Below are 12,877 nucleotides of genomic sequence, written 5' to 3'. Positions count from 1 at the left end.
GCACCGTCAGTTGAAACGGTGAGTTTTACGGTAACATCTACATCTGATGTATTTCCTAAACTTACGGTAAAATCAGCTAACGAACCTTCACTAACCTCCACATTACTAATAATACTAACTCCAGGTCGATCGTCATCCGGATCATCTATAGGGCCGGAACCATCATCAACAATCGTTATTACCTGCTCACTATCACCAATCGAAGCACTTACAGGATTACTAAGTTGTATGGAGAAGTTTTCAGAAATTTCATATATATCATCATCATTAAGATTAACAACAAAGGTTTTACTGCTCTCACCAACAGAAAAGCTTACCGTTGCAGATTCTGATTTATAATCATTAATCTGTTGCCCTGAATCAGCGATCGCTGATCCATTAACCGTTTTATAATCTACAGAAGAAGCAACAGTAATATCACCAGTTCGTGTCAATGTTATTGTTACTGTCCCTTGCGACTCATCAACAACCAAATCACTCCCTAAAGTAATAATAGGTAGTGGTTGCGGTGTTGGCGTAGGTGTTGGTTCTGGCTCAGGTGTTGGTTCTGGTTCAGGTGTTGGTTCTGGTTCAGGTGTTGGTTCTGGTTCAGGTGTTGGTTCTGGTTCAGGTGTTGGTTCTGGCTCAGGTGTTGGTTCTGGCTCAGGTGTTGGTTCTGGCTCAGGTGTTGGTTCTGGCTCAGGTGTTGGTTCTGGCTCAGGTGTTGGTTCTGGCTCAGGTGTTGGTTCTGGCTCAGGTGTTGGTTCTGGCTCAGGTGTTGGTTCTGGCTCAGGTGTTGGTTCTGGTTCAGGTGTTGGTTCTGGCTCAGCAATTGCAGGTTGATTAGCGCCATTTTCTATTGCTGTTCCATCTTCTACAGACCTTGCTTGTGTATCATAACCATATGCAGGTAAATAAAACTCTCCCGTCCTTTCGATGGATGCACCATCCGCGATACCACCATCATCAGCTACTTGATCACCAGCGGCTGGAGCTTCCTGAACTAACGTCGGGTCAATCCCTGCCAAAATAGCTTGTTGTAAGGCTTCAACATCTGAAGATGAGTCAGCGATAAGTTCTTCTGTTTCACCTACAGAATAAATCTCATCCGTTATCTCTATAAAAGAATCACTCTCAATCGCTATTTGAGAACCATCAACAAATTCAACTACAGCAGCACCCACTTGAGCGGACACTATCGTTTCACCGTAAAATATTGGATCACCAACATTAATAAGACGTTCTTGACCGTCTATTGACTGTACTCGAACCTGGCCGTTAACTTGAATTGCAAAGCCAATGGCGTTACCTAATGTCGAAAATGTAGTTTGGTTATCACTCATGATAGTACCGATTCCTTTATAGAATTTTAATTACCAAATAATTTAGTTCATTTAGTCATCAAAAACTACTGTACTAAGGTACTAGAGTTTATTTCTTAGCAAAAAAAGGAGGCCTCCACTGCCCCCTCTATTCTGCAATACATCAACCACTATCATTTAAGTGATGTCATAACATCCATACAACGATCTAAATTAATACCCATTGACTCAACATATGTTACCAATCGATCAAACATAACATCATCCTTACTCTCTTTCAAAACCCAAAGAACAGACGACCTCGTTCCTGTTCTGCAAAAGGCCAATGTTTTTTTAGATTTACTCGTGAGCTCTTTTTGTAAATCGATCTGACGACTTCCCATATTCGATAACACGATAGGATTTTCTTCGTACAACACTCCAGCAACTTTTAGAGCCGCTCCTAGATCCTCCCCTTTAGGTTGATCGTCAGACTCACCTTCAGGGCGGTTGTTAATCACTAGATCAAACCCCATTGATTCAATTTCATTTAAATCCTTCAACTCAATCTGAGATACAACATAATAATTATCTGATAACTTTATTGGATTAAACATATAAGCTCCTTTATAGATAAACTAAAACCAAAATCAATTACGGTATAAAACTTTAATCAAATGAAAACCAAATTGAGTTTTTATTGGGCCCTGAACGGTGAGTAACGGCCCTTTAAAAACGGCTTGATCAAATGCCTTCACCATATCTCCCTGCCTGAATTCGCCCAAATCCCCCCCTTTTTAGATGAAGGGCAAGTAGAATGCTTCTTTGCCAATTGATAAAAATCCCCACCTGAGTCTAATTTCTTTTTGATTTGATTAGCCTCATCTTTTGTTTTCACTAATATGTGACAGGCGCTAGCCATACCCATTCTGATACCCCTGATAAGTATTTTACAAATTAAAACAATAAACCATACTAACTCACTTTATGATAATCTCAATGAATACAATAGAACACCAATAAGAGAATAGTAATGTCTAATCAAATGTTTACCCAAGATTTATCAGTACTTCTTATTGAACCATCAGATGTTCAAAGAAAGTTAATTTCCAGATCATTATCAGAAGCAGGGATTAACAATATCGAAAATGCAGAAAATATCAGTAAAGCAATGCACTCCCTAACAAGCTTCACACCGGACTTAGTTATTTCTTCAATGTATCTCTCAGATGGCACTGCAGATGATTTACTACAATTAATTAGAAACAACCCAGATACAGAAAACCAAGCCTTCATGCTCATTTCTAGTGAACGCAATAAATCTTATCTTGAAAGCCTTCGTCAATCTGGAGTTTTAGCCATTTTACCAAAACCCTTTAATAGCCAAGACCTTACAAGAGCAATAAAAGCAACGACATCTTACATTAACAGCTCCGATATTGACCTTGAGTTTTTCGATCCAAAAGATTTGAAAGTGTTAGTGGTAGATGACAGCCGCCTATCGAGAAAGCACATATTAAGAACAATGCAAAGCATGGGTATTGAAAACTTTAATGAGGCCGAAAATGGCAAAGAAGCCATTCTACTACTTGAGGACAATAAATTTGACTTGGTTGTAACAGATTACAACATGCCTGAAATGGACGGTCGTGAATTAACAGAGCTTATTAGGATGTCTCCTGAGTTAGCTCATATACCAATATTGATGGTAAGCTCTGAATCAAATGAATCTCATCTATCAAACATTGCCCAGGCAGGTGTTGATGCCATTTGCGACAAACCTTTTGATCCGACAACCGTTAGGGAATTACTTAGCAGCATTTTAAATTAAAAAAAGCGCCGAAGCGCTTTTTTTAATTTAAAAGATCACTCCTTCAAATCATAGAGCCCTGATAAAAAAGCAACAAAACCTTCATTTGCTTTGGGGAAGCTATAGTTTATCAATTTTTTAATTGAAACCCACTGCACCTTTTGCCCTTCAGCACCATGAGGCTCTCCACTAAACTGATCGACAACAAAAAAATGCAGACACACCTTCTTATCACCATAATCATGATCCACTGAAAAAACAGATTGCAAAGATATAACATCAATTCCAACCTCTTCTTTAAGCTCTCTAATTAAAGCCGCATCAGGAAGTTCATACATTTCACACTTACCGCCAGGAAACTCCCAAAGCCCACCTTGGTGCTTTTCACTAGACCTCAATGCTATAAAAATCGAACCATCTCTAATAATCGCACCAGCGGCCACATGAATCATCATTAGGTCCGATACTCAGCATTGATTGTTACATAATCATGGGACAAGTCCGTAGTCCATACGGTATCAAAGGCATCACCAAGACCCAGGTCAATTCTAATATTAATATTTTCTGGAGACATAGCTAACTGCCCTAACTCTTCAGTATAGGAATCAGAACGAGAACCCTCTTTCACGATTTCAACATCATTAATATAAATAGCCACCCTAGACACATCTAATGTTTGCAAACCCACTCTACCAACCACCGCAAGGATTCGCCCCCAATTTGGATCAGAAGCAAAAAGTGCCGTTTTAACCAATGGTGAATGCGCTATTTCAAAAGCCACTTTCGTTGCATCTTCTTTAGCTTCCGCACCCGCCACTTCAATAGAAACAAACTTCGTCGCTCCTTCTCCATCTTTTACGATAGCATGGGCTAATTCTTGCATTATCGAAGTGAGCTGATCCACAAAGTATTTTGCAAACTCGGAATCAAGATCTGTTAGCTTTTTGTTTCCAGCCTTACCTGTAGCAATCAATATGCAGGAGTCATTTGTAGACGTGTCACTATCAATAGTAATACGGTTAAAACTTTTATCGGTAACCTGTTTAAGAAGAGCATGGAGCAGTGTTTCATCGATTGCAATGTCAGTCGCGACAAAACCTAGCATAGTTGCCATATTAGGGCGAATCATACCCGCCCCTTTCGAGATGCCTGCTAAATTAAAAGCTTGCCCCTCAAACTCACAAACGCGAAAAGCCCCTTTAGGCCGAGTATCCGTCGTCATAATCCCTTCACCTGCATCCAGCCAGGTTCCAGTATCAAGACTATCAAAAGCATCAGGTAAAGCAGACAATAACTTATCTACAGGCAGCGGCTCACCAATAACACCTGTAGAAAAAGGCAAAACCTGAGAAGCACTAACACCCGCAATATTTGCTACAGCATCACAGCATTTTTGTGCGTTTTGCATCCCCTTAGCACCTGTTCCCGCATTTGCATTCCCTGTATTTATCAACAAATAACGTGCCGAAGCTCGTGATAAATGCTCACGACACAAAGTGACAGGTGCCGCACAAAATGCATTCATAGTAAAAACACCCGCAACCGAGGCGCCTTCACAAACTTCAAAAAGAACAACATCTTTACGGTTAACTTTCTTTATACCCGCTTTGGTAAAACCAATACGAATACCATTAATCAAAGGGATTTCAGGGAATTTAGATTCACCAACAGCCATCAAACAAACTCCAACCTAAACTAGGCTACCATGACAATGTTTATATTTCTTACCAGAACCGCATGGACAAACTTCATTACGTCCAACCCGAGGAACAGATGACTCATTCGCACCTTCACCAGACAGACCTTCAGCAGTAGCAACTTGCTCACCCATCAGTACTTTTTCTTCAAGCTCCCTACGAGCACGTTCTGCTTGCTGGGACTCTTCAGCAGATTGAACTTTTACTTGAGTAACGATTTGAACCACATCAAATTTGATTTGTTCAAGTAAATTTTGAAACAACTCAAATGATTCACGCTTATACTCTTGTTTTGGGTTCTTCTGAGCATATCCTCTCAAATGAATCCCTTGCCTTAACATATCCATTGTCTGCAAATGCTCTTTCCATAGAGAATCTAAAACCTGTAAAAGCACCTGTTTTTCAAATGCTCGGATGGATTCAGAACCAGCGATGGACTCTTTTTCAGCGTAGCTATCAACAAAACCAGCTAAGATCTTTTCTCTTAACGGCTCTTCATAAAGCTTCTTATCCTCAGCAACCCATTGTTGAATAGGAAGGTCCAAAGAAAAATCTTCACGAAGTTTATCTTCTAAGCCAGCAAGATCCCACTGATCAAACACACTTTGAGGAGGAATAAATTCGTCCACAATACTAGAAACGACTTCTTCACGCATCCCTACAATGACCATAGATAGATCATCAGCTGTCATCATTTCAAAGCGTTGATTATAAATAACTTGACGCTGATCGTTGGCAACATCATCGTATTCAAGCAACTGTTTACGCATATCAAAGTTACGACCTTCAACTTTGCGTTGAGCCTTTTCTATCGCATTTGAAACCATCTTATGTTCGATAGCTTCACCCTTTTCCATACCTAAAGCCTGCATCATTTTTTTAATGCGATCAGACATGAATATACGCATCAGACTATCTTCTAAAGACAAATAGAAACGAGAGGAACCTACATCGCCTTGACGTCCAGCACGACCTCGCAATTGGTTGTCAATTCGGCGAGATTCATGACGCTCTGTACCTATGATATGCAAGCCACCAGATGCAAGCACCGCATCATGCCTAATTTTCCATTCAGCTTTAAGCGCTTCAATTTGTTCTTTCGTTGCCGACTCACCTAACTGAGCAATTTCAACCTGTAAATTACCACCAAGAACAATATCAGTACCACGGCCAGCCATGTTCGTTGCGATTGTCACAGCACCGGGACGACCCGCTTCAGCAATAATTTCAGCTTCGCGATCATGTTGCTTAGCATTCAAAACATTATGCTTAATATTCAGTTTTTCTAAATGTGCAGAAAGAAGTTCTGATGATTCAATCGATGCCGTACCCACCAATATAGGACGACCCAACTCAACATTCTCAAGTGTATCCTTTACAATTGCCCCATACTTCTCTTCAGTCGTCATAAAAATCAAATCATTATAATCTTTACGTTGAACGGCATTATTTGTTGGAATAACAACCACAGTCAAATCATATATTTGCTGAAACTCAAACGCTTCCGTATCTGCCGTCCCAGTCATACCTGATAATTTTTCATATAGACGGAAATAATTTTGAAATGTAGTTGATGCGAGCGTTTGGCTTTCAGCTTGAATTGTTACACCTTCCTTCGCTTCTACGGCTTGATGTATACCTTCAGACCAACGACGACCTGGCATTGTTCGCCCAGTATGCTCATCAACAATCACTATCTGGTCACCCTGAACCACATAGTCAACATTTTTTTGGAAAATAACGTAAGCCTTCAAACAAGCATGGACATGATGTAATAACGTGAGATTAGCGGCAGCATACAAGCTATCGCCTTCCGACAACATTTCTTGCTCAACCAACCACTCTTCCACAAAAGTGTGGCCACTTTCTGTTAACTCAATATTTCGCTGAGACTCATCATAGGTATAATGCCCCTCTTCAGCGTCCTCTCCCTCTTCTTGTTTAGTCAGCAAGGGAGCCAATAAATTAATTTTTCTATATTGCTCAGAGCTATCTTCTACAGCCCCAGAAATAATGAGAGGCGTTCTTGCTTCATCAATTAAAATCGAGTCAACCTCATCTACTACAGCAAAAAATGGGTCTCTCTGAGCACGATCTTCAAGCTTGAAAACCATGTTGTCACGCAAGTAATCAAAGCCGAACTCATTGTTTGTACCGTAAGTAATATCACTCAGGTAGGCCGATCTCTTTTCGTCCCTTGACTGTCCAGAATAAACAACACCAACAGACATATCTAAAAACTCATATAAAGGGCGCATCCAATTCGCATCCCTTTTTGCTAGGTAGTCATTCACAGTGACGACATGAACACCCTTTTGAGCAACGGCATTTAGATAGACAGCAAGAGTAGCTACTAACGTTTTACCCTCACCCGTTCTCATTTCTGCAATTTTGCCTTCGTGGAGAACCATACCACCGATTAACTGAACATCGAAATGGCGCATGCCCATGACACGCTTACTGGCTTCCCTAACGACTGCAAACGCTTCTGGCATCATAGAGTCTAATGTATCACCAGAAGAAAACCGCTCCCTGAACTCCAGTGTCTTTTTAGCAAGAGAATCATCAGACAAGTCCGCTAAAGTGGACTCCAACTGATTAATTTGATTAACAGTTTTTTTAAATCGTTTTACTTCTCGGTCATTCTTAGTACCGATGATTTTTTTTATGACATTTCCTAACATCTTAAATTCAACGCCGCCAATTAATAATTACTAGAGTCTATCAGATCAATATAGACAAAACATGAAATATTCAAGAAAACAGATACAAAAAAGGCCAAGCAAAATGCTTAGCCTTTAAAAAATACGTGAAACCACTAGATTTAGGCTGTTACAGGCTCAGAATAAGAAATAGGTAACAACTGACTTTCGTTTTCAAACACGACATATTCCCAAGCATCTTCCTGAGAAAGGAGCTCTCTAAGAAGAATATTATTTAATGCATGCCCCGACTTATTGGCTTTATATTCACCAATCAAACTATGTCCTAACAAGTACAAATCACCTATCGCATCTAATACTTTATGCCTTACCAACTCGTCATTATAACGTAGTCCTTCATCATTTAAGACTCGATATTCATCAAGAACAACGGCATTTTCCATATTAGCGCCACGCGCAAGGTTATTGTTTTTAAAATACTCAAGATCCTTCATAAAGCCAAATGTTCTAGCCCTACTAATCTCTTTAACAAAAGCTGTTGTAGAAAAATCAACAACAGTAGACTGAACATCCTTACCAATTGCAGGATGATCAAAATCTATAGAGAATGACAATCTAAACCCAGAATAAGGCTCTAAAGAGGCAAATTTATCACCATCCCTTACAACAACTTCTTTTTTAATTCTAATGAATTTTTTGTAAGCATCCTGCTCTTCAAGACCGGCAGACTGCAGCAAGAAAACAAATGGACTAGCACTACCATCCATAAGAGGTAACTCACTCGCACTCACTTCAACATAGGCATTATCAACACCTAAACCAGCCATTGCAGATAATAAATGCTCAACAGTACTAATTGTTACGCCATTACTACAAAGAGCAGTAGCTAAATTGGTCGAACCTACGGCTTCAGCATTAGCATGCACCTCCATAGCCGGCTCCAAATCTGTTCTGACAAAAATAATGCCAGCATTTACTGGAGCAGGTTTAAGAGTTAGGTACACTTTTTCACCAGAATGTAAACCAACTCCTGTAGCGCGAATAATATTTTTAAGGGTTCGCTGACGTATCATTGCTTTCCTACAATTAATAAGTTCTAAAATATAACCACCATAATAACAATTTAACTAATTTTACACAAACTGCATTATGTATTTTGCACATTACTTACTTTATCTAATCTGCTTGACGACGTAGAAAAGCAGGAATGTCAAGATAAGACAACTTTTCATCTGCTGTAGACTTAACCGCTCCATCTACATCCGCCTTATCAGCATCTAAGGTACTAGACTGAGAAACTGACTCAGTAACAATTTTAGGTGTAACAACAGCCTTCACATCACTAACAGGAGCAACAGAAACACTAGATACAGAAGGCGATACAACAGAATCACCAACTACTTTATTTGATGTAACCGCGCCATTCGAAGCAACCGCGTTCGACACCGAACTTTCAGCTCGCTCCAACCCAGTAGCCACAACAGTAACTCGCATTTCATCACCAACACTTGGATCAATAGCACAACCAATAACAACAGTCGCGTCTTCAGATGCATACTCTTCAATAATACCACCGACCTCGGTAAATTCAGAAAGGCCAACTTCTTCATTTGCAGTGATATTCACCAATACACCTCTAGCTCCCTTGAGATTAATATCTTCAAGCAATGGATTATGTATAGCAGACTCTGCAGCGACACGCGCCCTATCTTCACCAGTAGAAGTACCCGTCCCCATCATAGCCATACCCATTTCAGACATAACAGTACGAACATCAGCAAAATCCACGTTAATTAAACCGGGGCGCATAATCAAATCCGTAATGCCTTGAACCGCGTTAAACAAGACATTATTCGCCTCACCAAACGCTTTTAGCAACGTGATATTTTTACCTAAAACAGGCAACAGACGCTCATTAGGAACAATGATTAGAGAATCAACGTTTTCCCTTAATTCCCGCACACCTTCATCGGCTACCTTCGCTCTACGACGACCTTCAAATGGGAATGGACGAGTCACAACAGCAACAGTGAGAATACCCATTTCCCTTGCCACTCTTGCAATAACAGGGGCCGCACCAGTACCCGTTCCACCTCCCATGCCTGCCGTTATAAAAACCATATCGGCACCGGAAATCAGCTGGGCAATTTTTTCTTCATCTTCAAGAGCAGAATCACGACCAACACTTGGATTTGCACCCGCCCCCAATCCTTTAGTGATGGTAGAACCCAGCTGCAACGAAACACTCGCCTCAAGACCAGATAGGGCTTTTGAGTCAGTGTTTGCGCAAATAAACTCCACACCTTCTAAACGGTTTTCCAACATATGGCGCACAGCATTACCACCGCCACCACCAACACCAATAACCTTAATTACAGCATTATCAGAGACATTATCATCAGCTAAATCAAAAACACTCATGGACTTATCGCTCCTCAATTTATTCGTTTGCTACTCTTCCCGACTACAAATTACTTTGAAACCATTGCTTCATATTTCGCCAAATATCAAAAACATTTACAGATGGTTTTGCATTAACATTCACCAGATCGGGAGTTTCACTAATTGTTTTTTGGACCCCAGAAGGAACAATTCCTTTTGAGTCATAATATTTTCCACCAAGCGCTAACAAACCAACACCTGTTGAATAAATAGGACTATTGACTGTATCTGAAACACCACTATCTTCATCTAGATACGAAAGACGAACTGGCATATCAAACACTTTTTCAGCTAAGTCAATAGCCCCTTCAATTTGAGAGGTTCCTCCAGTTAATACAATCCCTGCAGGTATGCGCTCGGCATATCCGCTTCGTCTTAACTCATCAAGAACCAAACTATAAATTTCCTCGTACCTAGCCTCAACAACCTCAGCCAATGCATGTCGTGAGATTGTCCTAGATTGTCTATCACCTACACTTGGAACATCTATTAATTGATCAGCACTGGCCATTGAGGACATAGCGCAAGCATATTTGATTTTAATTTTTTCAGCATGTTGAGTTGGTGTTCTTAATGCCATAGAAATATCATTAGTCACTTGATCACCGGCGACAGGAACAACCGAAGTATGATGAATAGAACCATCAATCCAAATGGCTAAATCTGCCGTACCTGCCCCTATATCAACCAGGCACACTCCGAGATCTTTCTCATCATCACTCAATGACGAGTGACTTGAAGCTAACTGAGATAAAATCACCCCATCAACACCAAGTCCACATTTCTTAATACATTTCTCAACATTCATAACGGCATTAGCTGCGCCAGATATCATGTGTACATTTGCTTCGAGTCGAACACCTGACATGCCTAAAGGGTCTTTAATCCCCTCCTGTGCATCAATGCTAAATTCTTGAGGTAAAATATGAAGCACTCGCTGATCAGAAGGCATTGGTACGGCTTGCGCGGCATCAATAACACGCTCGATATCTGCATCTTGAACTTCACCATCTTTGATGGCCACAATCCCATGAGAATTTAGGGACCGAATATGACTGCCTGTCACACTGACAAAAACAGAATGTATATTACATCCCGCCATAAGTTCAGCCTCTTCTACCGCTCTCTGAATGGATTGAACTGTCGACTCAATATTGACAACCACCCCACGCTTCATGCCTTTGGCTGAATGCGAGCCGATACCAATAATTTCAACACGCCCATCGTCGTTGACTTCACCAACCAAACAAACTACTTTTGACGTGCCTACATCCAAACCGACTATCATTTAGAAATCCCAAACAAACTGTACAATAAACAACCAAATAAAAGCAAAATTCAGACCAACTACAAAACTTCTTTCTTCCACTCCACAGAAACACCGTGCGGATAACGGGCATCAACACCTACAATTTGATCTATTCTACCTGATAAATCACTTTTATACACGGCAATAAACCTCTGAAGTCGCTCTAAAACGTCTTCCCGCCCTAACCTCACTAGCAATCCATTTGACAAGGTTATAGACCAGGCCCCTCGCGCCTCAAGCTCTAACTTTGTTGCACGTAGATCAGTAGAGGACAAAACCTGACTCACCAATTCAAACTGCTCCAATACGGCTTTCTGAGCACCCGCAGGACCATATAAATGCGGCAAAGGAATATTAGGAACCACAGGAGGAGTAATAACGTTCCCATTAGAGGCAATTAAATGCCTTTCACCCCAAAACGCCAAAGGCGTATGCTCAATAACATTCATCTGAATAGCATTAGGCCATATTTTTCTAACTGAAGCCGACTTTATCCATTCAGGCGTAACGGCTAACAACAACAACTCCTGCAAATCAAAAGAGGTTAGACTATGCCCTAATAACTGATCATAATTTCCCAATAATTCGCTCTTGGTTGTATAATGAAGATCTCCCTCAATAGAAATGCGCTCGATAGCAAACCAGTCTTGCTTTTCTACATACCCTTGAAAGACAGAGAGGCAAATTAACAAGCAAGCTCCGAACAACGCCAACATTCTCATAGCGAGTTATCGCGTTCCCAAGCATCAAGAGCAATCTTTTCAACTAGATCGCCATATTCAATACCTAGATGAGCGGCTGCCATAGGAACAAGACTATGAGATGTCATTCCAGGAGACGTGTTTACCTCTAAAACCCAAAAATCTTGATTTTTGTCCTGCATCACATCAACACGCCCCCAACCAGTACAACCGAGAGAACGATAGGCAGTTAAAGCCAAGGATTTAACACGCTCCTCATGCTGCTCACTTAAACCGCATGGCAGCAAATATTGTGTATCATCCGCAATATATTTAGCATTATAATCATACAACCTATGATTCTCAGCTGGCTTCAAACCAATAACAGGGTAGGCTTCATCTGCTATAATCGTCACAGTAAACTCTGGCCCATCGACAAATTGTTCAACTAAAATTTCTGAATCATAATGTAAAGCCTCATTTAGAGCCGACTCTAATTCTGTTCGATCTAATGCCTTATTAATACCAATAGTAGAGCCTTCCCTAGAAGGCTTAACAATAACCGGATAAGAGAGTAGCTGCTCAATTTCTTCTGCGGCAGGAATAGCATCATAAGAAAGGTAATTTGGTGTCGGCACACCTATTCCCTTCCAATACTTTTTACTAAGAACTTTATCCATTGCGAAGCCACAAGCTAAAGGGCGACTTCCAGTATAAGGTTTCTCTAACATTTCCAGTAAGGCCTGAATTCGACCATCCTCACCTTCTCCACCATGTAAAGCAATATACGCTAGGTCAAATTCAACTTCTTGCAATTGAGTTATAGGGTTTAGTAGCCCATCAGAACCATATAAATCAATTTCAGCAATATCATAACCTTTCTTTAACAGAGCTCTAGCAACAAGTCGCCCACTCTGAAGAGACACATCTCTCTCAGAAGAACGACCTCCATAAATAACGGCAATTTTGGATTCTTTTAAGGAGGGCAAATACATA

At 40.6% G+C, this 12,877-nt stretch carries 11 protein-coding genes and 1 pseudogene; 1 reads left to right on the top strand and 11 read right to left on the bottom strand.

Features of this window, described 5'->3' with window-relative positions:
• The 3 genes and pseudogenes from O1D97_RS16180 to O1D97_RS16170 form a co-directional block, all read right to left on the bottom strand.
• A partial coding sequence (locus tag O1D97_RS16180) for a retention module-containing protein (protein ID WP_269127198.1) occupies positions 1–1,322 on the bottom strand: 1,322 nt, incomplete at its 3' end.
• 152 nt (positions 1,323–1,474) lie between these two features.
• Complete coding sequence (locus O1D97_RS16175; RefSeq protein WP_269127197.1) at positions 1,475–1,897, bottom strand: protein tyrosine phosphatase family protein; 423 nt, start codon at positions 1,895–1,897, stop codon at positions 1,475–1,477.
• A 33-nt stretch (positions 1,898–1,930) separates the two neighbouring features.
• Positions 1,931–2,208 (bottom strand): annotated as a pseudogene (locus O1D97_RS16170) (peptidylprolyl isomerase).
• Positions 2,209–2,313: 105 nt separating this feature from the next.
• Between O1D97_RS16170 and O1D97_RS16165 the strand changes: the two are divergent.
• On the top strand, positions 2,314–3,111 hold the full coding sequence (locus O1D97_RS16165; protein ID WP_269127196.1) for a response regulator transcription factor: 798 nt from the start codon (positions 2,314–2,316) through the stop codon (positions 3,109–3,111).
• 35 nt (positions 3,112–3,146) lie between these two features.
• On the opposite strand, the gene mutT is transcribed toward O1D97_RS16165, so the two are convergent.
• The 8 genes from mutT to O1D97_RS16125 all read right to left on the bottom strand — a co-directional run bounded on the left by mutT (position 3,147) and on the right by O1D97_RS16125 (position 12,876).
• Positions 3,147–3,545 carry an 8-oxo-dGTP diphosphatase MutT gene (gene mutT / locus O1D97_RS16160; protein ID WP_269127195.1) on the bottom strand — a complete coding sequence of 133 codons (399 nt, stop codon included), beginning with the start codon at positions 3,543–3,545 and terminating at the stop codon, positions 3,147–3,149.
• Positions 3,545–4,765, bottom strand: a complete 1,221-nt coding sequence (gene argJ / locus O1D97_RS16155; protein WP_269127194.1) for a bifunctional glutamate N-acetyltransferase/amino-acid acetyltransferase ArgJ — start codon at positions 4,763–4,765, stop codon at positions 3,545–3,547. Before argJ ends, mutT begins: the two co-directional genes overlap by 1 nt.
• 15 nt (positions 4,766–4,780) lie before the next feature.
• The gene (gene secA, locus O1D97_RS16150; RefSeq protein WP_269127193.1) at positions 4,781–7,471 is read right to left on the bottom strand and encodes a preprotein translocase subunit SecA; all 2,691 of its coding nucleotides are present in this window, start codon (positions 7,469–7,471) and stop codon (positions 4,781–4,783) included.
• Positions 7,472–7,611: 140 nt separating this feature from the next.
• On the bottom strand, positions 7,612–8,523 hold the full coding sequence (lpxC, locus tag O1D97_RS16145) for a UDP-3-O-acyl-N-acetylglucosamine deacetylase (RefSeq protein WP_269127192.1): 912 nt from the start codon (positions 8,521–8,523) through the stop codon (positions 7,612–7,614).
• Positions 8,524–8,626: 103 nt separating this feature from the next.
• Positions 8,627–9,871: a cell division protein FtsZ gene (gene ftsZ, locus O1D97_RS16140; RefSeq protein WP_269127191.1), complete on the bottom strand. Its 1,245-nt coding sequence runs from the start codon at positions 9,869–9,871 to the stop codon at positions 8,627–8,629.
• A 43-nt stretch (positions 9,872–9,914) separates the two neighbouring features.
• Positions 9,915–11,180, bottom strand: a complete 1,266-nt coding sequence (ftsA, locus tag O1D97_RS16135) for a cell division protein FtsA (RefSeq protein ID WP_269127190.1) — start codon at positions 11,178–11,180, stop codon at positions 9,915–9,917.
• Between the two features lie 59 nt (positions 11,181–11,239).
• Positions 11,240–11,923 (bottom strand): cell division protein FtsQ/DivIB, encoded by a 684-nt coding sequence (locus O1D97_RS16130; protein WP_269127189.1) that lies wholly within the window; start codon positions 11,921–11,923, stop codon positions 11,240–11,242.
• A complete protein-coding gene (locus tag O1D97_RS16125; protein ID WP_269127188.1) occupies positions 11,920–12,876 on the bottom strand; it encodes a D-alanine--D-alanine ligase in 957 nt (318 codons plus the stop codon). Before O1D97_RS16125 ends, O1D97_RS16130 begins: the two co-directional genes overlap by 4 nt.
• Position 12,877: the final 1 nt, after the last annotated feature.

The organism is Marinomonas phaeophyticola (assembly GCF_026966905.1).
GTDB lineage: Bacteria > Pseudomonadota > Gammaproteobacteria > Pseudomonadales > Marinomonadaceae > Marinomonas > Marinomonas phaeophyticola.
Note: the sequence above shows the minus strand (reverse complement) of the source record. Positions and strands in the feature narration are given on the sequence as shown.

What these genes read in the sequence shown, in the direction of transcription:
- ftsZ (WP_269127191.1), bottom strand. Translation starts at nt 9,871, where the DNA reads ATGAGTGTTTTTGATTTAGCTGATGATAATGTCTCTGATAATGCTGTA.
- O1D97_RS16130 (WP_269127189.1), bottom strand. Translation starts at nt 11,923, where the DNA reads ATGAGAATGTTGGCGTTGTTCGGAGCTTGCTTGTTAATTTGCCTCTCT.
- O1D97_RS16165 (WP_269127196.1), top strand. Translation starts at nt 2,314, where the DNA reads ATGTCTAATCAAATGTTTACCCAAGATTTATCAGTACTTCTTATTGAA.
- ftsA (WP_269127190.1), bottom strand. Translation starts at nt 11,180, where the DNA reads ATGATAGTCGGTTTGGATGTAGGCACGTCAAAAGTAGTTTGTTTGGTT.
- argJ (WP_269127194.1), bottom strand. Translation starts at nt 4,765, where the DNA reads ATGGCTGTTGGTGAATCTAAATTCCCTGAAATCCCTTTGATTAATGGT.
- mutT (WP_269127195.1), bottom strand. Translation starts at nt 3,545, where the DNA reads ATGATGATTCATGTGGCCGCTGGTGCGATTATTAGAGATGGTTCGATT.
- O1D97_RS16175 (WP_269127197.1), bottom strand. Translation starts at nt 1,897, where the DNA reads ATGTTTAATCCAATAAAGTTATCAGATAATTATTATGTTGTATCTCAG.
- secA (WP_269127193.1), bottom strand. Translation starts at nt 7,471, where the DNA reads ATGTTAGGAAATGTCATAAAAAAAATCATCGGTACTAAGAATGACCGA.
- lpxC (WP_269127192.1), bottom strand. Translation starts at nt 8,523, where the DNA reads ATGATACGTCAGCGAACCCTTAAAAATATTATTCGCGCTACAGGAGTT.
- O1D97_RS16125 (WP_269127188.1), bottom strand. Translation starts at nt 12,876, where the DNA reads ATGTATTTGCCCTCCTTAAAAGAATCCAAAATTGCCGTTATTTATGGA.